This window comes from Nocardia alni (assembly GCF_019038435.1).
In the GTDB taxonomy this organism is placed as follows: Bacteria; Actinomycetota; Actinomycetes; order Mycobacteriales; family Mycobacteriaceae; genus Nocardia; species Nocardia alni.
The window spans coordinates 62,390-88,007 of record NZ_JAGPOX010000017.1 but is presented as its reverse complement, the minus strand read 5'-3'; the positions used below and the strand labels follow the sequence as shown (position 1 = coordinate 88,007).

Below are 25,618 nucleotides of genomic sequence, written 5' to 3'. Positions count from 1 at the left end.
GGTGAGGGTGCCTATGCGTTGGTCGGAGAGGATTTTCGCGGCGGCGGGGACGGCCTCGAGGTGGCCGAGGAGGGGTTGGTGATCGGCGGTGAATTCGTTGCTGTGCAGGAAGGGGTGTCGCAGGATGGTGTCGCCGATGCATTCGGTGGACAGGGCGTTCAGCACGGCCAGGCCCTGGGGGGATGCCAAGGAGTTCAGGGTGTTTCGCAGTTCGGGGTAGCGGGCCACGAAGCCGTTGACGGCATAGCCGATGACGCCGCCGATCAGGTTGCCGTCCACACGTTGCAAGGTTGCGACCAGATCAGCCGGGGGTGCGCCTGCCCAGGTGCCCTTCAGGTTCAACTCGGGGGCGTACGTGGGCTGGAGTTCGGCGGCCGCGGCCGTCGCGCCGCCGCCCTGGGAGTAGCCCCAGAACACCACGGGGTTGCCGGAACCCACATGCCCGAGATTATTTGCCGCGCGGGCGGCGTCGAGGACCGCGTGCGCCTCCTCGACACGGTTGACGTAGGTGTGCATCCCGGGGGTGCCCAGCCCGATGTAGTCCGTGACCAGGACCCGAGCCCCGAGTTCACTCCAGGCCCCGGCCGAGATCGCCTCCTGGTTCGGAGATACCGAGAGCTGATCGGGGGAGACGACGAAGCCGGTGGAGAACGCGATCGAGGGCGCGCACTGGCGACCCTGACCGGAGGTGCCGGGGGCGATCACCACCGTTGGGCGCGGCCCGCTTCCCCGCCAGGGGTGTGTCGCGTCGAGGAAGGTGCCGCTGACCGCGACGGGTACGCCGTCCTGGGTGCGGGAGGTGTACATGACCCGCTGGGCGCTCACCGGCCAGCCGTCCTGACCGGGCAGCGTCGCGAAAACCGCCATCGGTTCGGATTTGACGATAGAGCCTGGTGCGCTGGGCAATTGGGCGGGCGGCGTGTAGAACGGGTCGATCGGCGCCGCGGCAGCCCCCGTCGCGCCGATCCACGATCCGGTCGCTACGGCCAGGCCGGCGACGGTCAGGGCAGCGAGGCGGCGCAATCGAGAAATCTGTTGGCGCACTGAGGTTCTCCGTACTTCATACTCGTCGTTGAGCAGGGGTGGATCAGATGAGGGTGCCGACGTCGTGGGTGACCAGATTGTCCAGCGCGCGTTCGGCGACGGCCGCGATGGTCATCGAGGGGTTACAGGCTGCGCAGTTGCCGGGCAACAGCGCGCCGTCGAGCACATAGAGGCCGCGCTGGCCGTTCACCCGGCCGTCCAGATCGCAGACCCGGCCCATCGTCGCACCGCCGAGAGGATGCCAGGTAGACGGGAAGACCAGGTTCGTATCGGTGAGCATACTGCCCGGACCTGCGATCTTGTGGACCAACGGCCCGATGTGCCCGTTCTGGATGACCGCGTCCCCCTCCTTGGGCCACCGCAGTACGGCGTCGTCGGACGCGGGGACGTAGTCGAAATGGCCACGGGCGCTGCTGACTCCGTAGCCGACGAGCATCGTGCTGTGCGCGTCCATGCCCATCGGCGGGATCGACGCCTGGATCACGGTGGACGCGGAGGCAGGGTCGCTCCAGTTCAGGCTGCCGAAGACGACCGGCCCGCCCTGTGCGACGCCGAACGGCTGTGCCGGATCGGTCCACACGTAGATGCGGTCGGCGTTGGTGCCCCAGTTGCCGCCCAGACCGTCCGGCATATCCGGAATGTGGCCCTTCGCGGCGGCGCGCACCAGCAGTTTGGTGGTATTGAGGCTGCCCGCGGCCATGATCAGCGCGGGCGTGGTGAGGATCAGATTCTCCAGAACCTTTCCGCTGGTGTCGATCCGGTTGGCGTGGACCGTCCAGCGGCCGTCCTTCGCGCGCTCGATATCGGTGACCTCGTGCAGTGTGCGCACCTCGGTCCGGCCGGTCGCCTCCGCCGCCGCGATGTAGGTGACGTCGACCGAATGTTTACCGCCGTTGTTCACCCCGAGCGCCCCCGCGCCGTTGGTGTAGGAGGGAGTCATCTTGCCGCGCAACTCATCCAGCGCGTAATTCCAGTCGATCGGCATCGGGATCTTCGAGACGGGCAGGCCCGCCTTCCGGGCATGATCGGCAAAGACCCTGGCAGCCAGATAATTCGGGCTATCGATCAGCTGGTCAGGTGCGGTCTCGATCTGCAGCATCCGCGCGACGCGCGGGTAGTGCACCCGGTTCATCAACGCCCAGTCCAGCCCCCCGGGGAACTGGGTGTAGAAGGCCGCCTCGGTGGGCTGCAACGTCATGCCCTGGTAGACAAGCGATCCCCCGCCAACGCCGGCCGCGCACAGCGCGGTCATATTGTCCCCGGCCACTGCCTCGAGCAGGCCGGTATACGGCTCGAAGACCATCGGCACGCCGAACGGCTGCGGGTCGGAGCGATACCACAGCATCCGCTTGTCCGGCTTGGTGGCCAGCGGGAACGTCGTGGAATTCGGACCTGTGGACCAACGCCTTCCGCGCTCGAGCAGCAGGACCGGAACACCCGCCTGCGCCAGCCGTAGCGCCGCGACGCCTCCACCGAATCCCGAGCCGATCACGATGACCCGATGCTCTTCGCGGGTGACCGGAACCCGGGCCGCGCGCGCTGTTCCCGTGCCCGGCAAGGCGATTCCCGCCGCAACCGCGCCTGCCGCAGCCGCGCCGAAGAAGGAACGACGAGTAATTTCGGGCATCTTCTTTCCTCCCGTGCCCACCGACGAATAAGTCCGCGCGGTGTCAGAAGGTGCATCGGTGCGCGAAGTCCGCCCGAACGGTGGACTCGGGCCGCGTGCTAAAACTAGACACTATTGGCTAGAAGTGTCAAGATATGGTTACCGAACAGTAGGTAACTGCGGATTCTCCCGCAGGTGCGTCGGATCGACGACAGGCCGGTTCCGTGTCGTCGCCGGCAGCGCCGGGAGGAACCAGCGGATGAGGAAGCGTCGCAGGTCGTCGTCGTCGCGGAGGTCCGGATCGTCGAACAGCACTACCGCGGCCCCGAGATGCACCGCGAACTGGGTGATGCCGTCCAGTTCCGGTTCGAGGCCGGGGTCCAATGCCACTAGAGGCGAGAGTAGTTCCAGGACAACGGGTTTGGCCCGTGCGGCCATCCCCGTGTCGAAGAGCGGGTTGCCGTGATCGGCACGCAGGAGAACGGCCAGCACGGGATCCTCGCGAGTTACCGCCCGGCAGGCGACGATAAGTTCGACCAGATATTCCGGCACGTTGTCGATCGCGGCCAGCCGGGCACGGATATCGTCCAGCGACCGCACGAGCAGATCCACGATCGTCTGCGACACCAGATCCTCACGTGACCCGAAATTCGAGTAGACGGTCTGCCGGGTCACCCCGGCGGCCTGTGCCACCGCGGCGATATTCACCCCGCCGAAGCCCTCGGCGGCGATCAGTTCGAGCGTGGCGTCCAGAATCTTGCTGCGCGATCGCATATCCCCAGTATCGTCGGTCGGTTTGTGAGCTGTTAGTGCGGCTTCGCACCAAGTTGTCGAACTATCACAGCCGGGTAACCGCCCGCTGTGTGCTCCCGGCTCGAGAGCCTTTCCCGGAGCGATTCCTTCGCCTATGAGCAGATCCACCAACGCCGCGTGAGTCCCTCCCGGGATCTGCGATCGCACCAGCGGACTGAGCGTCCCGACCAGGCAGTACCGCAGCACTACGGCGGTCGAGAGCACCGAAGTGCCTATCCTCCGGAGACCCTAGCCGGTGGCACGGGACTTCGTCACCGCGGTGATATCCGACCGGTTTTCTGTCGAAGTGCGGCGTCCAATCGGTCGCGCACCGCGGTCTGGGCGGCGACGCGTTCATCGAGCACCCGCAGGCGCTCGCGGGCGACACGCAGCCCCGGCTCCGACGCGGGGGCGGCAGATACATCGCCGTCCAGACAGGGCAGGAAGACGCGAACGTCGTCCAGGGTCAGCCCGGCATCCAGGAGATAGCGGATGTTGCGGACTCGCGTTGCCGCGTGCTCGCCGTATACGCGGTAGCCGTTGGGCGCCCGATCGGATTCGATCAATCCGGCCTGTTCGTAGTGCCGCAAGGCACGCGTCGTGGCGCCGGTGTCCTTGGCCAGCTCGCCGATCCGCATCCCGCTACCTCCCGAACTAGGAGTATCACGCCACGACAGCGCCGCCATCGACGGAAAGTACCACTCCGGTGACGAAGGACGCGGCCGGTGCGGCAAGGGCGACGATGACACCGGCCACCTCCTCGGGCCGGCCGATCCGGCCCAGCGGAGTGCGGGCCAGCTGCCACTCCCGTACCGCCGCCAACTGCGCGGGCGTGAGTCCCTGATGCTCACCGATCGGCGTATCGATCGCACCTGGAGCGACTGCCACGACGCGGATCCCACGCGATGCGAGTTCGACCGCCCAACTACGAGTCAGCGATTCCAGAGCGGTCTTGGTCGCGGCATAGATCGAATTCCCCGGCCACGCCCGATAGCCGACCGACGTGCTGACATTGACGACCACCCCACGCGAGGCCTCCAACACCGACAGCGCCGCCCGCGTCAACATGACCGGAGCGACAACGTTGGTGGCGAGCTGCGCCGAGATCGCCTCCGCCGACACCGCGGCGAGCTCCCCGCCACGGACGATACCCGCATTGTTGACCAACACATCCAACCGGCCGAACCTCTCCCGCACGCTGTGCACGATCCGTTCGGGCTCGCCGTCACTGGTCAGATCGGCCACCAACGGCACAATCCGCCCATCCCCTGCCGCGGTCTCCTCGAGCACACCACGTCGCCGCCCGATCACAATCACCCGGGCACCTTCAGCGGCGAAGGCACGGGCCGTGGCCCGGCCGATACCCGTACCACCCCCGGTAACCACGACGACCCTGCCACCCGGTGATGCGATCCGACTCATGCGGCTCATCGTCCAACGTTGACGCCAACGACAAGGTCAAGCGCAGCCTCTGTACCTTTTGCCAACTCCCCGCCGGGTAGCGCCCCAGGCAGGTACGGCATCTACCCGAAACCGTACCCGCCATAATCTGCAAGTTTTCGCCACGGTCGGTTTCGCCCGGCGGCGGCGTTCCGGTGGTGGTGCGCATGAACACCGACGACATCGATGATCGGATTGACCCGTTGCAGGCCGATGGGCTGGCCTGCATCGTGTGCGGGGCTGATTACCTTCGCGTCCGCGTTCCGCCTCTGCCAGTCGGCCGTTCGGTGACCTGCCATTGAGAATCACCCGCCCATCTGTGCATGCGGTTCTCTCGCACACGGCTTACCGACGCCGTTCACCGACGGCATTCGGCGTCACCCGCCAGGCGCGAAACGGCCTGGGCACGACAACGGTTCCATCAAGCCGGATCAGACCGAGCTGGTTGTCAGAAGCGAACGTGATCCCTCACCGCCCGAACGCCCCGGGGCGTTTGTGTTTCTTGGCGATGAATCTCGCGACCCGCTCGCCTGCGAAGAAAAAGATTGGCCTTCGCCACGATGTACTCCACCCGCAACAACGCCCGATTCCGGCCGGTCATGTCCCGAAGACGTCAGACTGTCTGAAGCTGATTGAAGGCACGTTGCGCGCATCGGCGTAGCTGGTCGTCGTCCAAGCCGCCAGCTTTCTCACGCAGGGCCCGGTCAGCGACGTATTCGTCAACGTCACCGAACAGCTGCTCCAGAATGTCGAAGACTTGCCGGGGGAAATCGGTTGCATCCGCTTTGAATGTCGACAGGTATGCATCCTCGAACTCGGGTGCTGTCATTTCACCGGTGATGAACGGGCGAATCAACGATTGATAACGGTTGATCGTTTCGGTGATTTCGATGTTTTTTGACATATCCTCACAGGCTTCCGCGGTCTCTGATGTTTTGTTCCTGGGCGGGGCTGAGTTTCCAAGCAGACCAGAAGTCTCCATTTGGTTTCTAAATAACCACAGTGCTGTCATTCGGATTGTAGTTCAAGATAGCCGACTGCTTCTGATACGTGCCGTCGATATGTATGGATTGTCCCATTTCAAACTTCAGGTTTTTGGTGTATTCCTCGGATCCCGCTGGCCACGGCTCGGTGACGCCGAAATCGGGCGCGTGTTTGAACTTCTTCTGAAGTGGCTCGTATCGACATTCAACGGTACTTCATCGACCGTCTTGACGTTCGATGCGATGACCCTGCTCTCGTGCCCAACGTCTTCCTGACCGTCGGGAAGTTTCTCCTCCGGAGGAGGACCGTCCCCCGGCTATTCGCGATACAGAGGCGCCTCCCCGCCACCAGCACCGCCATCCACCCCGGCCTCGGGTACATCAGGCTCGTCGTGCACGGGACGGAATGCGATATCGATCGCCGAGGCAGTGGTGGTATCGGCATGGCCGAGGCCGGCCAGCGCGGTTCGCATGGCCATGGTGTGGGTCTGTGCGCCGTGGTCGAGGACGGCGAGTGCGGTGGTCGCCGTCGGCCCGAGGGCAATCGCGGTAGCGGTTTGAGCGGAGGTGACGGTGACGGTGACGGCGATGTGGTAGCCGGCGAGCTCAGCGTTGCGAATCGCTTGCAGAGCAGCGCTATCGGCGGCGCTGATCAGCTGGTATCCGAGCTCGACGTGCAGTTCTTCGGCCATGATCGTCTTTCCCCTGACACTGCCGACATCGTTGCGGTGTGCGGCTTACCTGTATCTGGCACAGCAGACGGCACGGCCGATGATCGGAACGGGGCAACCAATGGAGCCGATCAACGATCCCCTCTATGCTGCGCACACGGCGTTGACCGGGCAACGCGCGAGCGAGACGCCGCCAGGCGGCAGCGTCACGGTGGAAACCGGCGCTGATGGTCGTATCCATGCGATCCGGCTCACAGACCTGGCACGCCGCGCGGACCCGGACAAGCTCGTCGCCGCCATCGCCGAGGTCCACAATGCAGAGCTGGACAAGGCGCAGGCCGCAGCCGCGGACACGATCACGCGGCTAGTGAACGATCCCCGGCTGGTGCATCGAATCGCTCAACGATTTGGTGACGGCCGCGGAAGCGGGACGACTCAAGCTGCCGACAGAACGAGGAGACGACACCGACGGGACGGCGTTTCCACCACGCGAGTATGGCCGGACAGCGGAAATCAGCATCCCGGAGGCGACGGACCGCGCCCCGGCTGGTGGCTGAACGATGCCGGGGCCGGCTCGGCTGACATGACCGCTGTGGCCCGCAGCGCGGCGGAGTCACCGGTTGCGGCCGACCCCCTGTCGGCACCCGGCGAGACCACTGCGAGACGCCGAGACACCGGCACGGACCTGCGAGACCTCCGCCCCGCACCAGGCTCACCGGTCTCGGCGACACCCCGGGGACCGCCCCCTGTCCAGGGCGGATCGGAAAGTTCAAACGAGCGCCGCGACGGACGAACAGTACGAGTGGTTCCTCAGCTTATTCGAGCTGCGCGGACGGGTGCCACGCCCTCTGACGATCCATGTCGAGCACACCGATATCGACGGGCGAACCCACATCATCGAGTTCGAACACGGCGACGCGCGCCTCGTCGCCCACGAGATCGACCACCTGCACGGACACCTACACCGACCGCATGAGGCCCGACGCCGAACCGATCCCTGTTGAGCAGTACCGAGGAAACGGCACCAACTGGACCTGCTGACTGGATCGGGTCGTCGGTCGAATCCACTGCCGCCCCTTCCAGATTCCCAACCAACAGCCCGCCGAGCCAGATGGATAAGCTCCTGGGAAGTTATGCACCAAGGCACATCGAACCCTGGGGGGGACAATCATGGCTGACGAGCTGCACGCCGACCCCTCTCGCCTGCACGAACTCGCCACAACATTCCACCGGACAGCACAAGCCATCGACGCCATCACCACGAACACCACCACCGCGACGGTGGCAGCGTCCCTGGCCGGCGCGAGCATCGGCGCCGCATGCGACTCCGGCGCGCAGACCGCGCGCGCCGCAATGGATCTCGTCGTCGGCCACTACAGCACCCTGTATACGGGCACCCGGACCAGCGTCGAGTGGTACGTGACCGCCGACGACGAGCACGCTCGCCGCATCGACGTTCTGCGACGGTCGCTGTGACCGACGCCGCACGGCCGACGGTGTCCCAGGCACGAGCGTGGGATGCGAACCCACTGCTGCACCAGGCCAATGAATGGGAAGACGCGCACGACCACCTCGCCCGGCACACCCGCACCGCCTCGGACTCCGTTGATGAATCGACTGAATACTGGCGCGGGGCCGCAGGCGACGCGATGCGCAACCGCCACCTCCTGGCCACCACCGCCGCACAGACCATCCAAACCGCGCTCTGGGACGGGGCGACGGCGGCCCGCCGCGGATACCAGCAGATCAGCGATGCCAACACCACTGCCCTGCAAGCGATCAACCTCGCCGAACTCGACGGCTACGAGCTTGCCGAAGATGGCACTGTCACAGTCAGGCCCGTGCAGGTAGCGGCGGCTCGTGCACTCGGTTCTGGGAAGTCGGTCATCGCTTTGGCGGCCCTCGATCAAGGTGCGCTCACGCATACCGCTGCGGTGCAATCAGCGTTGGCTGGTCTCGGTGCTGCCGATGGCCAGACCAGTGCAGCAATCAATTCCGCGTTTACACCACTGCAGGCGATGGACATCGCCGCGCCGATGCGGACGGGATGGATCAGCTGGCTCACCGATGCGTTGGTCATCGTGGCGACCATCCCACTGGACGACATCGGTGTCGGCGAGGGAATCGACGCGGCCACTATCGCCGCGATGCGTCAGGTCGGCAAGGATGCCGCTGAGCAGGCTGCCAAGAAGGGCGCGTCCAAGGACGAAGCGGTCCAGGCAGGCAAAGACGCTATGCGGAAATACGCACAAGAGCACGCAGCGGGGTCGGCGTGGAAATCCGATTTCGATGCGTTGCCGAAGGGAGACCAACCTACCGTTCGCACGGTCGGAGACTCGCAACGGCTTCGCAGCCTTTTCGATAAATGGACAAAGGGGGCTCAGAAACTTCCTCCGCGAGGCCCCAAGGTACCCGAGGTATATAAAAACAACGATGGGGACGTCATACAATGGAGGACATCGTCGAAATCCGGTGGCGAAACGATAGACATCATCCAGCAGAACGGAAAAATATTGAAGGTGCATGTTAAATGACATACATCGAACCGATCATCGGCAAAGTACTGGACGAGGGCCGTGACGATTGGGTCATGATCGACCAGCTGGTCTGGTATGCCAAGCAGACGTCTGAAGAACAGGGCCGCGACCTGGAACAGGTGACCACCGATTTGCTGAACTTCCTGCTGGCACACGACCTCGTCGTCGTCGGTGAGCTCGGCGATCCGTTCCAGCGATGGGACGGTTCACCTGCAGAGCTGGTATCGAAAGTCGTCGCCGCATTGAAATCCTTCGACTGGATTCCCCAGGGGGCCACCGAGATATGGCTGGCCAATACCAAGAATGGGGACTCGTGGGGTGCCCATTCGCAAGGATGAACGGAGCTGACCGAATCGCCCCTGGGCGTTCCCAGTAAGGCTTGGTTCGTGCGTGTGACGTTGTCCGACTACCTCGCACGGCATAATCGCATCGCATCGGACTCGGTCGATGAATCGACCGACTACCGTAGCCGAGTCTCTGGTCCAGGTCGGCGGTTGGATCGGCTATCTACTCGAAACTACGTCTGCCCATCGCCCGCGACGGCGGCGTCGCCGACGTCCTCGACGAGGCAACACATCCCAGCCGCCGGTTCGACGTCATGATCTGCGAATCGGTGTCCCGCGTCGCCCGCCGTACCTTCGAGGGCCTGTCGATCGAGCGGGAAGTCGAACGCGCGGAGGTATCACTGTTCGCGGCCAACGAGCCGATCACCCTGTCCGGCAGCCGCGCCCAGCGGATCCTGCAACGGCGGATCAACCAGTCCGTCGCCGAATCCTCGACGCCTACCGCGCGGCAACAACCGGGGCCGCGCCGACAAATACCTCGGCCATCCCAAGGCCGTATACCTCCGCGAAGGCACCGTACCCCGACCGCCCCGGCACCGCCGACATCGCACTCCTGGACGCCCTGCCCTATCTGACACTCCATCTGGCCGACGCTCCGGAACCGCTGCTGCGCCGCCTGTTCGAAATCACCCAGCTCGACATCCGGTCGCACAACGACCGCGACCAGGTGACCATCACCATCACACTGCCCGCCGACCAACTACCCGACATCGCCCACGCGGCCGGAAGGATCACCAACATAATGCCCCCTACACAACAAACACCTGCCCACACGGCAGAAGTGGCTTGTGTAGACGCTGTACGTGCCCCCAGTCGGACTCGAACCGACACTGTGCGGATTTTAAGTCCGCTGCCTCTGCCAATTGGGCTATGGGGGCGACCGGGATAGCGTACCGAAGTCGTACGTCCGTCTCGGAATTTCCTTCGAAATCGGCTAGTGGACGCCCTCCATCAGGCGGCTGACCCGAGGGGCCAGGAAGTAGACCACGATGCCGACGACGATGGTGACCAGGCCGGTGATGCCGAAGTAAGCGACCTCGTCACGGGGGGTGTAGTAGTCCGACAGGACGCCGGACATCGAGGTGCCGATGGCCACGGAGAAGAAGTACAGCGCCATCATCTGGGCCCGGAACGCCTCGGGCGCGAGCTGGGTCGTCACCGCAAGGCCGATAGGAGACAGTGTCAGTTCCGAGACAGCGAACGCGGCCAGGATGAAGAACACCAGCAGGGCGGGGACCGATTTGCCCTCGAAGCCGTGCAGCAGGACGAACAACATGAACGCGATACCCATGCCGATCACGCCGTAGGAGAATTTGCGTGGCGTGGTCGGGGCCCTCGTACCCAGGCGGGTCCACATGATCGCGAACAGGGGCGAGAGCAGGATCACCCACACCGGCTCCTCGGATCCGATCCAGTTCGAGGGGGCGTGCCAGCCGAAGAGCGACCAGTTCATCCGCTCGTCCGAGTACACCGCGAGCACGGTGAACATCTGCTGGAACAGCGACCAGAACACGGCGTTCGCGATGAACAGCGGAATGAACGACCGCACCCGGGTCTTCTCCAGCGTGGTCACCTTCGAGCTGGTCAGCATGACGGAGAAGTAGACGACCGAGGCCGCGGCGACCACGCCGGTGATCCACCACGAGATATTGGACAGCTTCGCAAGGTGAGTCACCGCGACAAGCACAATCACCACGACCACCACGACGACGAACCCGACAACCTTCGGAATCTGGTTACGCGGCAAAGGATTCGGCACGATACGCCCGTGCGTGCCCAGGTTGCGCCGGAACACCACGTACTGGATCAGCCCCAACGCCATACCGATCGCCGCCGCGCCGAACCCGTAGTGGAAGCCGAGGTCGGATTGCAGCACACCGGTGATCAGCGGCCCGATGAACGCGCCGAGGTTGATGCCGAGGTAGAACAGCGTGAATCCACCGTCGACACGCGGATCACCCTTGTCGTAGAGGGTGCCGAGCAGCGAGGAGGCGTTCGCCTTCAACGCGCCGCTGCCGAGGGCGATCAGCGTCAGACCCACACCAACGCCGCCGAGCCCGGGCAGCAGAGCCAGGGCGATATGACCGAGCATGACCACGACGCCGCCGTAGAAAACAGTGCGCTCCATACCCAGCACGCGATCGGACAACCAGCCGCCCAATACGCAGGACAGGTACACCACGCCGCCGTAGGCGCCTACGATGCCGGTCGCGGTGGTCTTCTCCAGCCCGAGCCCGCCCTGGGTCAGCGAGTAATACAGGTAGTAGGCCAGGATCGTGAGCATCCCGTAGAACGAGAACCGCTCCCACAGTTCGACCCCGAACAGATTCACCAGACCGATCGGATGCCCGAACACGGTCCGATCGGATGCCCGATCGGGCCGCTGGTCCACCTCCGTCATGCGTATGACCTTTCCATGACACGCAATTCTCCAGCAACCAGGGTGGCGGCTGCTGGTCCTCGTACGGGCCGGTTGTCGACCGGCCGCGACAGGCAGACTAGCCGGAGTTATATGTCGGGCACGTAAACTCGGACCAGATTGCTCAGAAAAAGCACAAACTGCTCACATCGCTCACCGTGTGACGCGGATCTACTGAGCACCCTGCACTATCCGAATATGGTCCCCGCCACACGATCGCATGATCGTCGAGGCGGGCCGGAGACAGGGGATATCACCTGCTCGACCGGGTCGGAACAGGAGAATGGATCCGCAGGCCGGATCAGCGACGACAGCGCGCCGGGATGGGGCTCAGGCGATCGACAGGGCGATGCCGTCCAGGATGTCGTGTTCGCTGACAATGAGCTCACCGATGCCCGCGCGCCGCGCTAACTCGTCGGCGAGCACCTCGGCGATCACCGCTCCCCCGCCGATCACGTCGACCCGGCCCGGATGCATCGGCCCCAGCGCCGCACGCTGGTCGTGGTTCATGCCGATCAGCCGATTGCACACCGCCCGAACATCATCCAGGCTCATGCGCGTCAAATGCACCTTCTCCGAATCATATTCGGGCAGGTCCAGCGCGACGGCGGCCAGTGTCGTCATGGTGCCCGCGACACCGACCCAGGTGCGCGCGCGCTCCACCGGGACGACCCCGAACGCCTGCGCCAACCGCTGCGAGGCGAAAAACCGTGCGGCAGCGACCTCTTCGGGCGTCGGCGGATTGCCGTGCAGACACCGTTCGGTGATGCGCACGCAGCCGATGTCGGCCGAGTAGGCGGCGTGCACACCCGCGGAGTCTCCGAGCACCACCTCGGTGGAACCGCCGCCCAGGTCGACGACGACGAAAGGCCCCTCGGCACTGGGCAGTTCGCCGACCGCACCGGCGAACGACAGCCGCGCCTCCTCGTCGCCGCTGATCACCTCGGCCTGCGCGCCCTCGACCACCCGGCCCAATTCACTTGCGGCCATGGTGAAGAAGTCGTCACGGTTGCGCGCATCGCGGGTGGCGGACGTGGCGACCATGCGCACCGAAGCGACACCGGCATCACGCATCAGATCGACGTAGTCGTGCAGCGCCACCCGGGTGCGCTCGATCGCGTCGGGATTCAGCTCCCCGGTCGCGTCCACGCCCTGTCCCAGGCGCACGATCCGCATCTCCCGGTGCACATCGGTGAGCGATTCGTCTTCGAAATCCGCGATCAGCAACCGGATCGAATTCGTCCCGCAGTCGACCGCACCGACTCGCTTACCCATGGTCAACCCCTTTGTCGTGCTCTGTGCTGGTCAAGGTCGGCCAATCGGCCGGAATCGCCGTGCCACGCAAGCCGTTGTCCGCCGCCAACGCCACCGCCTCGTCGCCCAGCGGATTCAACCCCGGCCCCTTCGCCAGGGCGTGCGCGATCAGCACATGCAGGCATTTCACCCGGTCCGGCATGCCGCCGCCGCTGAAATCGGTGTCCAGCGATTCGATGGCGTCGCGTTCGGCCAGATAGCTCTCGTGCGCGCGGCGGTAGGCCGCGGCCAACTCCGGATCCGCCGGGATTCGCTCGCTCATACCGCGCATCAGGCCCGCGGCCTCCTGGCGGCTGGCCTCGGTGGTCAGGCGCGGATCGGTCAGGTAGTACAGCGTCGGGAACGGGGTACCGTCGGGCAGCCGCGGCGCGGTCTTGACCACAGCGGGCTGCCCGTCCGGGGTGCGATAGGCAATCGCCAGCACACCGCGCGGTTCACGGCCCAACTGCCGGGCGACGATCTCGAGATCGGCGTCGCTGGGTGGGAGGTCGGTCACCGGTGCTGTCCTTCCGGGGTCGGTGCTGGCGGGTGCGGGGTTTGTGAGGAGCGGGGTTCCGGCGCGGCCGCCGGGACCGGCTGCGGGGTGTTCATACTGCGCCACAGCTCGGTGTACCAGGGGTCGGGCTTGCGCGGAGCCGGGGCCGGCGTGGGCACCGCAGGCTGCTCGATGCCCGGGACCTGCACGATATAGGCCGTATCGCCGGGCATCACCAGCCGCAGCCGGTCACGGGCCTCGGTCTTGATGTAGTTCGGATCCTGTTGCTGCGCACGGCGATCGCGCAGCTGGCTCACCTGTGTCTCCAGCTCACGACGCTGCTGTGACAGCTGGGAGGACTCGGCGCGCTGGCTGAGATAGGTGCGCATCGGCACCGCGAGGGTCAGCGCGAGCGCGCAGAGCACCGCGGCCAGCACGACCGCCCGTCCGGTGGACAGGCCGAGGATCTTGTGTTCGCGCCGGTTCCGCTCCGTCTTCGAAGCACTCGCCCTGGACGTGCGCGCCCTCGATCTCCGCGGTGCGGCAGCGGATTCGGGACCGCCGGATTCGAACGCGGGCCGCGCGCCTGCCGCGGCGCGCTCATGCTCGGCGCCCTCGCGCGCGGCCCGTGGTTCGCGGGCCGACGGGGACGCAGCGGCACCGTCCGGGCGCGCGCGAGCCGACCGCGCCGTCCGGCGGTCACCACGTCCGCCCGGACCGGTACCGCGACGTTCGATCATCTCACACCTCGGAAATCGCCTGTCCGCGGCAGGTCGCCCGGAACCCCCGCAGGGTTCCGGGCGACCATCCGCATACCCGTCGGCCGCGCCGCGACCCCAACGGATCCGACGCTACTATCCCTCGGCGGCAAAGCGCTGGAACACCACGTCTCCGGCGTAGCTTCCCGCATCGCCCAGTACTTCCTCGATGCGCAGCAGCTGGTTGTACTTGGCCACCCGCTCGCTGCGCGCCGGAGCGCCCGTCTTGATCTGACCGCTGCCGACCGCGACCGCCAGATCGGCGATGGTCGTGTCCTCGGTCTCGCCGGAACGGTGGCTCATCATGGTCTTGTAGCCGCTGCGGTGGGCCAGGTCGACCGCGTCCAGGGTCTCGGTCAGCGTGCCGATCTGGTTGACCTTGACCAGCAGGGCATTGGCCGCGCCCTTGTTGATGCCGTCCTCGAGCCGTTCCGGGTTGGTGACGAACAGGTCGTCGCCGACCAGCTGCACCCGGTGGCCGATCTCGTCGGTGAGCGCGACCCAGCCGTCCCAGTCGTCCTCGGCCAGCGGGTCCTCGATGGAGACCAGCGGGTACTCGCCCAGCAGTTCGGCGTAGAACTTGCCCAGCTCGTCGGCCGAGCGCAGGCTGCCCTCGAACTGGTAACCCTTACCTGCGGTGTAGAACTCGGTGGCCGCGACGTCCAGGGCCAGCGACACGTCGACACCCGGCTTGTAGCCGACCTTCTGGATCGACGAGACGATCAGGTCCAGCGCCTCGCGGGTGCCGCCCGGCAGATCGGGGGCGAAACCGCCCTCGTCACCCAGGCCGGTGGACAGGCCCTTGGCCTTCAGCTCGGCCTTGAGCGCGTGGTAGACCTCCGCACCCCAGCGCAGTGCCTCCCGGAAGGTGGGCGCGCCGATCGGGGCGATCATGAATTCCTGCACGTCGACGCTGGTATCGGCATGCGCGCCGCCGTTGAGGATGTTCATCATCGGCACCGGCAGCACATGCGCGTTCGGGCCGCCGAGGTAACGGAACAGCTCGAGGCCCGAGGACTCGGCGGCCCCGCGGGCCACCGCGAGTGACACGCCCAGCAGCGCGTTCGCGCCCAGGCGGGACTTGTCGGGGGTGCCGTCCAGATCCAGCAGCACCTGGTCGACGTTGCGCTGATCGATGGCGTCCAAACCGATCACGGCCGGGGCGATCTCGTCGAGCACGCCCTCCACGGCCTTGTGCACGCCCTTACCGCCGTACCGCTCGCCGCCGTCACGCAGCTCCACGGCCTCGTGCTCGCCGGTGGACGCGCCGGATGGCACAGCCGCCCGAGCGAACGTGCCGTCGTCGAGAGCGATCTCGACCTCGACAGTGGGGTTACCGCGCGAATCCAGGATCTCGCGAGCTCCGACCTGTTCGATGATGGCCACGAAAACGACACTCCTTCGGCTGCAACAACGGTCCTGCGCACCGCCGTCCATGGGCAGGTCGCACGGCGATCCCGTGCGAGTGCGAGCCTAGCCCATCAGGGGTGACGTCCCACGCTGTAGGCAGCGGCGTCGCGGCGGACCTCGGCCATGTAGGCGGTGGACTGGTTGTAGGTGAGCAGGGCCTGCTGCCAGCCCTGCGGCGTGGTGAGGTCGCCGCCGCTGGCGCACAGGTAGCGGGCCGCGGTGAGGGCGGCGTCATCGATGCTGTCCGGATCGGCGACGCCGTCACCGTTGGCGTCCACGCCCCAGCGCTGCCACGTCTCGGGCAGGAATTGGAACGGGCCCATGGCACGCGCGTAGACCGGACCGCCGGTGCGGGCGGTGGCCTCCTGGTCGAGAATCTTTGCCACGCCGGGTGATCCGTCCAGGGGTATGCCGCGAATGGGCGGGGTCACCTTTCCGTCGGATTCGATGTGCGAGCCGCCGTGCCTGCCGTGACGGCTCTCCACGTTCGCGATTCCGGCCACCGTGGTCCAGCCGATACCGCATTCGGGATGCGAGCGGGCCAGGACAGCCGCGGCGTAGCCGTAGGCCTCGAGCGCGAGCACCGGGATGTTCAGACGGTCGGCTCGGTCGGCGGCCCAGCCCTGCAACTGCACGGCGGTACGGCCCGGTGCGTCGAGATCGATCGCGGGAACCGGTGCGCCCGGACCGGGCGGAATGCCGTCCGGGATGGGCGGGAGGTGTTCCACGTCGCAACCGGAGAGCACGACGACAGCCGACAACGCGCCGATCGCACCGAGCAGACCGGCGCGGGCGACCCGGCTCCCGGTCTTCGCAGTACGCACACCCCCATCATCCAGATTCGCGGACCGGGCCGCCCCGACGAGAAATACCTTTCAGCTATGTGTCGCGACATGCTTAGGTTAGGCTTGCTTAATATAGTTGAAGCGACTACCTTCGCACGCCGAGTGGTTATTTCCTGCTTCACCATGCCTCGACGAAGGGATTCATCCGGTGAATCACGTTCTTCGCGAACGTAAACCGCACCACCCCGCCGACACGCCGCGGCATCCCGTACCGACAGAACCGCTCGAACGCCGCACCCTTCCTACCGCCTTGGCGGAGGAGATCATCGGAACGGCAACTGAGATCGCCGTCACAATCGATAGCATGTCCGACTCATCCGCGCGGATCTGCCACACCCTGACCGATCCGGGACTGCTCGACCTGGTCGACGAGCACGCCGCGGCACTCCCCGAGGCCCTGCGCGGCGCCTTGCGACCGCCCGCGACCAGCGCCGGGGCGACCGTCATCACCGGCCTGCCGCTGCACGACACCGATCTCGGCCCCACCCCGCGTGATTGGCGCGAGGCCGCCGCCTGGAGCGTGGAACGACGCGGCGCGTCGTTGCGGCTCGACATCGCGATGCTGCTGCTCGCGCGCTGCGCGGGTGAACCGTTCGGCTGGCAGGGGCAACAGGGCGGACGCCTGGTCAACAACATCGTCCCCTCCCCCGGACACGAGCACGAACAATCCGGCGCGAGCAGCACCACCCTGCTGTGCCCGCACACCGAGGACGCCTTCCATCCCCGGCGGGCGAATCTGCTCATGCTCGGCTGCCTGCGCAATCCGGACCGGGTGGGCACCACGGTGTCGTCGGTGCGGCAGGTGAGCCTGGACGAGGGGCAACGCCGACTACTGGGCGAGGCGCGCCTGCCGATCGTGCCGGATGTGTCCTACGGCAACGACTTCGATCGTCATCCCGCCGTACCGATCGCCACGGTCGGCGCCGGCGACGACGGCCCGACACTGCGTTATGACCCCGCATACACTCCGCTCGACGCGGCCGACGACGAATTCCGCAGCGCCTACGAGCATCTCGGCGACGAATTGGAAAGGGTCTGCCGCACGGCGGTTTTGGCCCCGGGTGAGCTGCTGCTGGTCGACAACGACGTGGTGGTGCACGGGCGAGTACCGTTCGCGCCCCGCTACGACGGCACCGACCGGTGGCTCAAACGAGTGAACGTGCGACTACCCCATCGACGGCGGCCCGCGGCCGAGGCGGCGGAGAATGGATACGGGCAGCACACGGTCACGCCGTTCCAGGCCCGGATCGACAGGTGCGTTCGCCCCACGAAAATCCATATCCGGCACCGAGGAACCGAGGACCCGACGTGAATACCCGACCGACACCGCTGCGTGTGCTGAGCCGCGGCGACCTCGCCGATGTTCCGATCACCCCCGAGGCGGTGGTGCGCGCGGTCGAGGAGGCGTATCTGGCTCTGAGTACCGGAGATTCGGATAATCCGCGCAAACTCAGCGTGGCCCATCCCGACGGCTGGTCGGTGGCCTACGCCATGCTGGGCCGCGACGGCCGCCGCCGCGTGGTGGCGATGAAGACCTCCTATAAATTCGATCCCGGCCACGACCGCAGCACCAAGCGCTACTACACCACCATCACCCTCTACGACGACACGACCGGCGTGCCGATCGCCATGATGGATTGCGCCCGGGTCGGCGCTCTGCGCACCCCGGCGGTTTCGGCGCTGCTGGTGCGTGAGACCGTGCGGCCCGGCGCGCGCAGCGTCCTGTTGATCGGCACCGGCACCCAGGGCCGGCACGCGCTGCCGCACCTGCTCGCCGCGAACCCGCAGCTGAATCGGCTCATGCTCTACGGCACGCACACGGAGGGCTTGAAGGCCGTGTACGACCACCTCGCGGCCTACGCCCCGCAGGTGGAATTGCAGACCGTGGCCGATCCGCGGGCGGCCGCCGCGAATGCCGACGTGGTGCTGGCCACCGCGGGTCCGGGTACCCAGGTCGCGCTCGAATCCGCCGATCTCGCACCGGGTTCCACGGTGGTGCTGGTCGGCTACGGCCTGGCGCCCTCGACGCTCGTCGACGCCGATCGCGTCGTCGCCACCAGCGCCGAGCAGATGGGGCTCACCGGAACCGATATGGCGGGGCCCGACGGCAGGCTGCGCCCGGTCGACGCCGAATTGCCGCAGATCCTGAGCCACCGCGCCCGCGGCCGTACCCGCGACGACGAGCGCATCTTCGTCTACAACAGCGGACTGGTCCTCACCGATATCGCCGTGGCGCACGCCCTGGCCGAACGCGCCATCGCCGAGGGGCGGGGAACCGAGGTCCCCCTGTGGGATTGAGCATCGCGGCTCCGGCGATGCCCGCATATCGCGACGCGTGGGAACTGGAGCTGCTGGATGATCCGGATCTGCTGCGGGATATCGCGTATGCCGTGGGCGGTCCCTTTCATGTGATGTACCCGGAGCGGGTCGGCCGGAACATCGAGGCGTTCCGGGCGGTGTTCGACGCCGCCGGGGTGAACGGCGCGATCTTCTACGGCAAGAAGGCGAACAAGGCCGCCTGCGTGGTCCGAGCGTGCGCCGATCACGGCGCCGGGGTCGATATTTCGAGTGTCGGCGAGCTGAGTTCCGCACTGGCGAACGGGATCCGGGGCGACGAGGTGATGGTGACCGGTCCGGCGAAGTCGCGCGAGTTGCTGTGGCTGGCCGCACGGCACGGGGCGCTGATCGCGATCGATGAACCGGATGAGCTGAATCGGCTGGGCGAGTTGGGCCTTGCGGCGCGGGTGCTGTTGCGGGTGCTGCCCCCCGGCTCGGACAGCCGGTTCGGATTGGACTCCTGCGAGCTGGACGACATCCTGCACCGCACCGATCTCGGCCCGATCACGGTGGAGGGCTTCAGTTTTCACCTGTCCGGCTACGATCCGATCGCCCGCTCGGAGCTGGCCGCCGTGCTGATCGAGCGCTGCCGCGCCGCCCGCGCCCTGGGCCATCGCGCCGACACCCTGTCCATCGGCGGCGGTTTCGCGGTGGACTACCTCGGTGCGCGAGCGTGGCAGGACTTCCTCCAGGACGCCGGACCACACTGCTTCCACGCCGGCAAATCGTTCGACTCCTACTACCCCTACCACGCGGACAACGCCGGACCGGCGATGCTGCGATCCGTGCTCGAGCACGACGACCTGGCACGGACGCTGCGCGGCAACGCGATCCGGCTGGCCGTCGAACCCGGCCGCGCCCTGCTGGATCGCGCCGGCGTCACCGTCTTCCGGGTCCAGGGCGCGAAGACCCGTATCGCCCAAGGCGACCCGTATCAACTGCTCACCGTCGACGGCACCAGCCTGAGCCTGTCCGAGCAGTGGTTCGACAGCGAATACCTTCCCGATCCGGTGCTGTGGCCCATCCGGCCCGGCGCCGCGACACCGGCCTGTGTCGGCGCGGCCACCTGCCTCGAATCCGACATGCTCAGCTGGCGGCGCATCCCGCTGCCCCGCGCCGCCACGATCGGCGATCTGCTCGTTTACCCCAATACCGCCGGGTACCAGATGGACTCCAACGAATCCGCGTTCCATCAGCTACCGATCCCGCCGAAGGTGGCACTGCACCGCACGGCGGACGGTCGCCCGCGCTGGCGGCTCGACGGCGCATAACCAACCGCTCGACACACTCATCACCCGAGGAGATCTCGCATGCCGCTCGTCACCCGCGTGACGGACCTGATCGGCAACACCCCGCTGTTCGAGCTGGCGACCACCGACACCGGCACCCGCCTGCTACTCAAGCTGGAACAGTTCAATCCGACCGGCGCGGCCAAGATCCGGATGGCCCGCGAAATGGTGCTCGATGCGGAGCGTCGCGGTTTGCTGAATAATGGCGGACATATCATCGAGTCGACATCTGGCAATACCGGACTCGGACTGGCGGTAGTGGCTGCCGAACGCGGGTATCGCTTCACCGCTGTCGTCGATCACCACGCCTGCAAGGACAAACTGCGCGCGATGCATGCCATGGGAACAGAGCTCGTCTATGTCGCCGACGACGGTGACGACAGCCTGGCCACCTCGGCGCGAGAGGATCTCGCCGAGGCGATGGCGGCCGCCCAACCCGGCGCCTACTTCACCGAACAGCACAACAATGATGCCAACGCCTTGGGCTACTATGCGGTCGCCGAAGAGTTGCTGGAAGATCTGAGTCGGGTCGATATTCTGCTGTCCGCGGTCGGCACCGGCGGATCGCTGTTCGGCACCGCGCGCCGGCTGCGCGAATTGGGCTGCCCGGCACGGGTGATCGGGGTGGAGCCGGTCGGCTCGATCGCGTTCGGCGGTCCGGGCGGGCCGTACTGGCAGTCCGGCACCGGCACCCCGCCGGGCGCGACGGTCGGCACCGCGGTCGATTACTCGCTGCTGGACGAGGGGGTGAAGGTGTCGGACGTGGCGGCCTTCGCTACCGCTCGCGCCGTCGCGAAGAAGGTGGGCCTGCTGATCGGCGGGTCCGCCGGCGGCTCGGTGCACGCGGCCCTGTCGCGCCTCGAGGAGTTTCCTCCGGCCTCCACGGTGGTGACCATCGTCTGTGACGGCGGCGAGAAATACCTGGATACGGTGTTCGACGACGAGTGGATGAGCGATCGCGACCTGCTCGACGAGGCCACCGAACGCGAGGTGCTGACGTGGCTCGACCGCTATGCGCCGGTGCACGACCTGGCGTGTGCGCGGTGATCGCGATAAGTAAGGTATACCTAAATGAGAATGTGATTCTCAACGACGAGGCGGTGCGATGAGCAACGGGGACGGACGGCAACTGACGGCGCTGGCCAGTCCCATCGCGATGACCCAGCTGGCCCAGGTCGCGGTGTCCACCACCAATATCGCGCTGATGGGTTCGCTCGGCGTCGATCAGGTGGCCGCCGGCGGGCTGGCGCTGGTGCTGTTCAACCAGATTCGCACCATGTGCGTGGGTCTGATCACCGCGACCGGCAATCAGATCGCCGCCGTGACGAGCCGGGCGGAGAAGCACAACGTCCGGGCGGACGAGGAGATCCGCGATGTGGTCCGCTCCAGCATGCTGATCGCGACCGTCGCGGGCGTAGTGGGCGGGCTGGTGCTGATCGGCCTGGGCTGGGCGCTGCGCTGGCTGGGGCAGGACGAGGCGGTCCTCGCGCAGGCCCGGCCGATGATGGTGGCGCTGGCGCCCGGACTGCTGCCGTGCCTGTGGTTCCAGGTGCTGCGCCAGTACACCGTCGGCCTGCGCCGACCGCAGGCGCTGCTCCTGGTGACGATCGGTTCGGTGGCGTTGAACCTCGTCGCGGCGCTTGCCTTGATGCACGGCTGGGCGGGACTTCCGGCATTGGGCCTGACCGGTGTCGGCCTGGCCACCTCGCTGGTGTTCCTGGTGACCTTCCTGGTGTTCTGGGCGATGGTGCGGCACGACGCGACACTCGGTGCGACCCTGTCGATTCGGATGTGGCCGGTGCGGCGGGCCACGGTCGCCGCCGAGCTCCGCCTGGGCACGCCGATCGCGCTGACCTACGGCTCGGAGGCCGGGCTGTTCTCGGTGCTGGCGCTGGTGATGGGCAGTTTCGGCCCGGCCGCGCTGGCCGCGCACAACGTGGTCTACCAGCTGGTCTACATCGTGTTCCAGGTGGCGATCGGCCTGTCCCAGGGCGTATCGATCCTGATCAGCCGCGCCTGCGCGCGGGAGGAGTTCCGGCGCGCGCACGCGCTGGCCTGGCTGGCGCTGCGACATGCGGCGGTCGTCGTGGCGCTGGTCGGTGTGCTGTACGCCTGTGCGCCCACCCTTGTGCTGCGCCCCTTCCTGACCAGCCACGATCACGCCACCGTGCATCTGGCGCACACCCTGCTGGTGATCGCGATCGTGCTGCAATTCTTCGACGCCGCACAGAACATCGGCAACGGCCTGCTGCGCGGGGTCTCCGATACCAAGGCCGGATTCCGGCTGTCATTGATCGGCTACTGGATTGTGGGATTGCCCACAGCGCTGGTGCTCGCCTTCCCCGTCGGACTGGGTGCGGTGGGTGTCTGGTGGGGTCTGTGCGCGGGCCTGGCAACCACTGCCGGGCTGATGCTGCGCCGCTACTTCACGCTGCTGGCCACGCGTGAGCAGGGCGAGCCGCGGATGCTCGCCGATATCGTGCCGGGGCACGGCTGAACGCAAAGGTGGCACCGAATTCTCACCGGGGTGTAAGCATGTCGTCACCCGACGTGGGCACTTTGTAGATGTACGACTTCGTTATCCTCACGAGGGAACACGAAGCGCACCTCGAGACAGGCGAAACCCGCCGGGAGGAGTCCGGTGCACATCAGCAGAGTCGCGGAGTACCCGCGACCGGAGCATGTTCTGTTCCATTTCAGCGACACCCATCTGGTCGGTGACGGCGCGCTGTACGGCGCCGTCGACGCGCGGGAGCGACTGCGCGGGCTGCTCGCGCGGGCCGAGGCCAGCCGCATCACCCCCACCGCGATCGTCTTCACCGGCGATCTGACCGATCGGGGCGAGCCCACCGCGTACGGCAATCTGCGCGCGCTGGTCGACCCGCTCGCCGAGCGTTTGGGCGTGCCGGTGGTGTGGGTGGCGGGCAACCACGACGATCGCGCCACGCTGCGCACCCATCTGCTCGACGAGGACGCGTCCGACGAGCCGTTGGACCGGGTGCACATGTTCGACGGGCTGCGCGTGGTCGCGCTGGACACGACGGTGCCGGGCCACCATTACGGCGAGCTGAGCGACGACCAATTGGCTTGGCTGCGTTCGGTTCTGGCCGAGCCCGCACCGTTCGGCACGATCCTGGCGATGCACCACCCGCCGGTGCCGTGCATCCAGGACCTGGCCGTGACGGTGGAGCTGCGCGACCAGCGCCGCCTCGCCGACGTGCTCGACGGCACCGATGTGCGCAGCATCCTGGCCGGTCATCTGCACTTCTCCACCACCGCGACCTTCGCCGGGATCCCGGTGTCGGTAGCGTCCTCGGCCTGCTACAGCCAGGATCTGGCCGTCGCCGAGGGCGGGCAGCGCGGGCGTGACGCCGCGCAGAGCTTCAACTACGTGCACATCTATCCGGACACCGTGGTGCACTCGGTGGTCCCGATCGACCAGGGGCCGACCGTCGGGCAGCCCGCCACTCCGGAGGAGGCTGCGCAACGGCTGGCGGAGGCGGGCATCGTTATCCCGCTGGCCGGCCGCATTCCGCACGTCATGCAGCGGCGCACCGAATCCCCCGAGTCGGACGACAAAGCCGTCAGCTGATCCCGCTGCGGTACTCCGTCGTCCCGGCACACTTCTGGGCACTCCGTTATCCCGGCACGCTTTCGGCACACGTCATTCCGGCACGCTGACCCGGAGATAGGTGCCGCCTGGACAGGTGGTCCGGGTGAGAGATTTCAGCCGTCAACAGGCTCTCGTGCAACGGGACACAGGCTTTTGGCCGGAATCCATCAGGTGCGCTGTGGATCCCGGCCAAAAACATGCCGAGATGACGAGAGCGAGCAAGCGCACTCCGGGATGACGAGAGCGCGACCGAGTTACGTTGCGGCGTCAGGCCGCTCCGGGCTCGAGCGCGGCGAACGGGTCGTCGTCCGGGATCGCCTCCCACGGGCCCCGATCCGGGAAGTACGAGTGCAGGAATTCCGAGACCACCCGCACCCGCTCGGCCTCGGCGACCTCGGGGAAACTGCCGTCGTTGAGGCAGAAGAAATCCACGTTGCGGCGGCTGAGCAGCCCGTTGAGCAGAGCGAGACCGGTATGGCTCGTGGTGTCCACGTAGCGCATCTTCCCCCGCTCCTGCGGTACCGCGCGCCCGGTCAGCAGGGCGTAGTAGTGGTACAGCGAATTGGTGACCGAGATATCGGTGGCCGCGCGGAACCGGCTGGCCCTGGTGCGCGCGAAGTCCTCGGCGAATTCCCGCTCCATCTCCAGTAATACGCTGCGCCGCAACGGTACCGGCGTGTGCTCGAGGTGGCGGGTGATGACCGGGCCGAAGCGCCGCGCGAGCAACTGCCGATTCACCCGGGCGGCGTTCTCGAATCCGCTGCGCCGTTCGTTGTTGGCGCCCGGGCCGATTCGCGTACCCGCCTCGATGAACCGGCTGATCCCGGCCGGGGTGAAGAACATCGACGGCCGGACCGGACGAGCGAAGAACATGTCGTCGTTGGAGTACAGGAAGTGCTCGGACAGGCCCTCGATGTGCTGGAGCTGGCATTCGATGGCGTGTGAGTTGAACACCGGCAGCTGACTGATGTCCGAGAAGTGGTCCACCGCACGCACGATCGTCACCTTCGGGTCCTCGGCGAGCCAGGCCGGGACCCGGGAATCGGTCGCGATGAAGATGCGCCGGATCCACGGTGCGTTCTTGTGCACCGAGCGCAGCGCGTACCGCAGCTCATCGATCTGCCGGATCCGCGCATCGGCCTCGTCACCCTCGCCCACCACCACCTGCGCCATCATTCCCGCACGGCGCGCGCGGAATTCGGGATCCGAGCCGTCCACCCAGGAGTAGACGATATCGATGTCGAAGCAGACGTCGGTGGGATGCGGGGCGAACATGCCGTCCAGGGTCGGCCAGCTGTCCTCGTACAGCAGAACGGTCGTCGGGGTGACATCGGCGAGGTCGAAGACGGCACGGGTCAGCGCATTCGGACGCGGGCACTCGACGGTATCGCCGTGCCGACGCCACAGCTCGATCTCCAGATGATGCGCCGGATCCACATCCCGGCCCAATCGGAACACATTGTGACGCAGTTCGTTACATGCGAATCCAGCCATCATGGACGCACCGAGCACCCGGCGCAGCGCCGTACGGTACTTCGATTCCACGGCCAGCACCAGCCGATGATCCGCATCCCGCACCAGCAGATACGACACCTCCGCGGCCTGGAATTCGGCTCGCAGATAACGCAAATCGTCGATCACCGCACTCGACACCGCCAGATTGCACACCGCAACCGGGCCGGTCATGTCCACCGCATCGAATTCCATTGCCTCTCCTGCTTTCAGATTCGGCCCACGGACA

25 protein-coding genes, 1 tRNA gene and 1 pseudogene are annotated in these 25,618 nt (G+C 66.6%); 11 read left to right on the top strand and 16 right to left on the bottom strand.

Annotation, left to right across the window (positions count from 1 at the left end):
• The 5 genes from JZ791_RS09660 to JZ791_RS09640 form a co-directional block, all read right to left on the bottom strand.
• The coding region (locus tag JZ791_RS09660; protein WP_308162865.1) for a lipase family protein at window positions 1-1,044 on the bottom strand (1,044 nt) is incomplete at its 3' end.
• 43 nt (window positions 1,045-1,087) lie between these two features.
• Window positions 1,088-2,671 carry a GMC oxidoreductase gene (locus JZ791_RS09655; RefSeq protein ID WP_216893870.1) on the bottom strand — a complete coding sequence of 528 codons (1,584 nt, stop codon included), beginning with the start codon at window positions 2,669-2,671 and terminating at the stop codon, window positions 1,088-1,090.
• Between the two features lie 138 nt (window positions 2,672-2,809).
• On the bottom strand, window positions 2,810-3,424 hold the full coding sequence (locus tag JZ791_RS09650; protein WP_216893869.1) for a TetR/AcrR family transcriptional regulator: 615 nt from the start codon (window positions 3,422-3,424) through the stop codon (window positions 2,810-2,812).
• A gap of 290 nt (window positions 3,425-3,714) precedes the next feature.
• Window positions 3,715-4,080 (bottom strand): MerR family transcriptional regulator, encoded by a 366-nt coding sequence (locus JZ791_RS09645; RefSeq protein WP_216893868.1) that lies wholly within the window; start codon window positions 4,078-4,080, stop codon window positions 3,715-3,717.
• 25 nt (window positions 4,081-4,105) lie between these two features.
• A complete protein-coding gene (locus JZ791_RS09640; protein WP_216893867.1) occupies window positions 4,106-4,864 on the bottom strand; it encodes an SDR family NAD(P)-dependent oxidoreductase in 759 nt (252 codons plus the stop codon).
• 185 nt (window positions 4,865-5,049) lie between these two features.
• Here JZ791_RS09640 and JZ791_RS45995 point away from each other — a divergent pair, with 185 nt between their 5' ends.
• The gene (locus JZ791_RS45995; protein ID WP_256461841.1) at window positions 5,050-5,184 is read left to right on the top strand and encodes a hypothetical protein; all 135 of its coding nucleotides are present in this window, start codon (window positions 5,050-5,052) and stop codon (window positions 5,182-5,184) included.
• Window positions 5,185-5,495: 311 nt separating this feature from the next.
• Here the strand turns inward: JZ791_RS45995 and JZ791_RS09635 are convergent, their stop codons facing one another.
• The 3 genes and pseudogenes from JZ791_RS09635 to JZ791_RS09625 all read right to left on the bottom strand — a co-directional run bounded on the left by JZ791_RS09635 (window position 5,496) and on the right by JZ791_RS09625 (window position 6,557).
• Window positions 5,496-5,894 carry a colicin immunity domain-containing protein gene (locus JZ791_RS09635; RefSeq protein WP_216893866.1) on the bottom strand — a complete coding sequence of 133 codons (399 nt, stop codon included), beginning with the start codon at window positions 5,892-5,894 and terminating at the stop codon, window positions 5,496-5,498.
• Window positions 5,872-5,994 (bottom strand): annotated as a pseudogene (locus JZ791_RS46785) (hypothetical protein); the annotation flags it as partial. The pseudogene JZ791_RS46785 and the gene JZ791_RS09635, both read right to left, overlap by 23 nt.
• A 188-nt stretch (window positions 5,995-6,182) precedes the next feature.
• The gene (locus tag JZ791_RS09625) at window positions 6,183-6,557 is read right to left on the bottom strand and encodes a hypothetical protein (RefSeq protein ID WP_216893865.1); all 375 of its coding nucleotides are present in this window, start codon (window positions 6,555-6,557) and stop codon (window positions 6,183-6,185) included.
• 599 nt (window positions 6,558-7,156) lie between these two features.
• Here JZ791_RS09625 and JZ791_RS46780 point away from each other — a divergent pair.
• The 4 genes from JZ791_RS46780 (at window position 7,157) to JZ791_RS09605 (ending at window position 9,411) form a co-directional block, all read left to right on the top strand.
• A complete protein-coding gene (locus JZ791_RS46780; RefSeq protein ID WP_216893864.1) occupies window positions 7,157-7,540 on the top strand; it encodes a peptide deformylase in 384 nt (127 codons plus the stop codon).
• Between the two features lie 166 nt (window positions 7,541-7,706).
• Entirely contained in the window at window positions 7,707-8,012 is a 306-nt protein-coding gene (locus JZ791_RS09615; RefSeq protein WP_216893863.1) for a type VII secretion target, read from the top strand.
• Window positions 8,009-9,070, top strand: coding sequence for a hypothetical protein (locus tag JZ791_RS09610; RefSeq protein WP_216893862.1), 1,062 nt, complete (start codon window positions 8,009-8,011; stop codon window positions 9,068-9,070). Before JZ791_RS09615 ends, JZ791_RS09610 begins: the two co-directional genes overlap by 4 nt.
• Window positions 9,067-9,411: a hypothetical protein gene (locus tag JZ791_RS09605; protein ID WP_216893861.1), complete on the top strand. Its 345-nt coding sequence runs from the start codon at window positions 9,067-9,069 to the stop codon at window positions 9,409-9,411. The genes JZ791_RS09610 and JZ791_RS09605 overlap by 4 nt, the downstream gene beginning before the upstream one ends.
• A gap of 810 nt (window positions 9,412-10,221) precedes the next feature.
• Here JZ791_RS09605 and JZ791_RS09595 read toward each other — a convergent pair.
• From JZ791_RS09595 to JZ791_RS09565, 7 genes are all read right to left on the bottom strand, one after another.
• Window positions 10,222-10,295 (bottom strand) — tRNA-Leu (locus JZ791_RS09595).
• Window positions 10,296-10,351: 56 nt separating this feature from the next.
• On the bottom strand, window positions 10,352-11,818 hold the full coding sequence (locus JZ791_RS09590; protein ID WP_216893859.1) for a peptide MFS transporter: 1,467 nt from the start codon (window positions 11,816-11,818) through the stop codon (window positions 10,352-10,354).
• 348 nt (window positions 11,819-12,166) lie between these two features.
• Window positions 12,167-13,111, bottom strand: coding sequence for a Ppx/GppA phosphatase family protein (locus tag JZ791_RS09585; RefSeq protein WP_216893858.1), 945 nt, complete (start codon window positions 13,109-13,111; stop codon window positions 12,167-12,169).
• A complete protein-coding gene (locus JZ791_RS09580; protein ID WP_216893857.1) occupies window positions 13,104-13,646 on the bottom strand; it encodes a DUF501 domain-containing protein in 543 nt (180 codons plus the stop codon). The genes JZ791_RS09585 and JZ791_RS09580 overlap by 8 nt, the downstream gene beginning before the upstream one ends.
• Window positions 13,643-14,365, bottom strand: a complete 723-nt coding sequence (locus JZ791_RS09575) for an FtsB family cell division protein (protein WP_216893856.1) — start codon at window positions 14,363-14,365, stop codon at window positions 13,643-13,645. The genes JZ791_RS09580 and JZ791_RS09575 overlap by 4 nt, the downstream gene beginning before the upstream one ends.
• 114 nt (window positions 14,366-14,479) lie before the next feature.
• Entirely contained in the window at window positions 14,480-15,769 is a 1,290-nt protein-coding gene (gene eno / locus JZ791_RS09570; protein WP_216893855.1) for a phosphopyruvate hydratase, read from the bottom strand.
• 95 nt (window positions 15,770-15,864) lie between these two features.
• Window positions 15,865-16,617, bottom strand: coding sequence for a lytic transglycosylase domain-containing protein (locus tag JZ791_RS09565; RefSeq protein ID WP_216893854.1), 753 nt, complete (start codon window positions 16,615-16,617; stop codon window positions 15,865-15,867).
• 325 nt (window positions 16,618-16,942) lie between these two features.
• On the opposite strand from JZ791_RS09565, the gene JZ791_RS09560 reads away from it, so the two are divergent.
• The 6 genes from JZ791_RS09560 to JZ791_RS09535 all read left to right on the top strand — a co-directional run bounded on the left by JZ791_RS09560 (window position 16,943) and on the right by JZ791_RS09535 (window position 23,856).
• Entirely contained in the window at window positions 16,943-17,950 is a 1,008-nt protein-coding gene (locus JZ791_RS09560; protein WP_254205441.1) for a TauD/TfdA family dioxygenase, read from the top strand.
• Between the two features lie 23 nt (window positions 17,951-17,973).
• On the top strand, window positions 17,974-18,936 hold the full coding sequence (locus JZ791_RS09555; protein ID WP_216893875.1) for an ornithine cyclodeaminase family protein: 963 nt from the start codon (window positions 17,974-17,976) through the stop codon (window positions 18,934-18,936).
• On the top strand, window positions 18,927-20,246 hold the full coding sequence (locus JZ791_RS09550) for a type III PLP-dependent enzyme domain-containing protein (protein ID WP_308162864.1): 1,320 nt from the start codon (window positions 18,927-18,929) through the stop codon (window positions 20,244-20,246). Before JZ791_RS09555 ends, JZ791_RS09550 begins: the two co-directional genes overlap by 10 nt.
• A 39-nt stretch (window positions 20,247-20,285) precedes the next feature.
• Window positions 20,286-21,311: a PLP-dependent cysteine synthase family protein gene (locus JZ791_RS09545; protein ID WP_216893852.1), complete on the top strand. Its 1,026-nt coding sequence runs from the start codon at window positions 20,286-20,288 to the stop codon at window positions 21,309-21,311.
• Between the two features lie 58 nt (window positions 21,312-21,369).
• Window positions 21,370-22,761: an MATE family efflux transporter gene (locus tag JZ791_RS09540; protein ID WP_216893851.1), complete on the top strand. Its 1,392-nt coding sequence runs from the start codon at window positions 21,370-21,372 to the stop codon at window positions 22,759-22,761.
• Window positions 22,762-22,905: 144 nt separating this feature from the next.
• Window positions 22,906-23,856 carry a phosphodiesterase gene (locus JZ791_RS09535; protein ID WP_216893850.1) on the top strand — a complete coding sequence of 317 codons (951 nt, stop codon included), beginning with the start codon at window positions 22,906-22,908 and terminating at the stop codon, window positions 23,854-23,856.
• A gap of 288 nt (window positions 23,857-24,144) precedes the next feature.
• On the opposite strand, the gene JZ791_RS09530 is transcribed toward JZ791_RS09535, so the two are convergent.
• Entirely contained in the window at window positions 24,145-25,584 is a 1,440-nt protein-coding gene (locus JZ791_RS09530; RefSeq protein WP_216893849.1) for a stealth family protein, read from the bottom strand.
• Window positions 25,585-25,618: the final 34 nt, after the last annotated feature.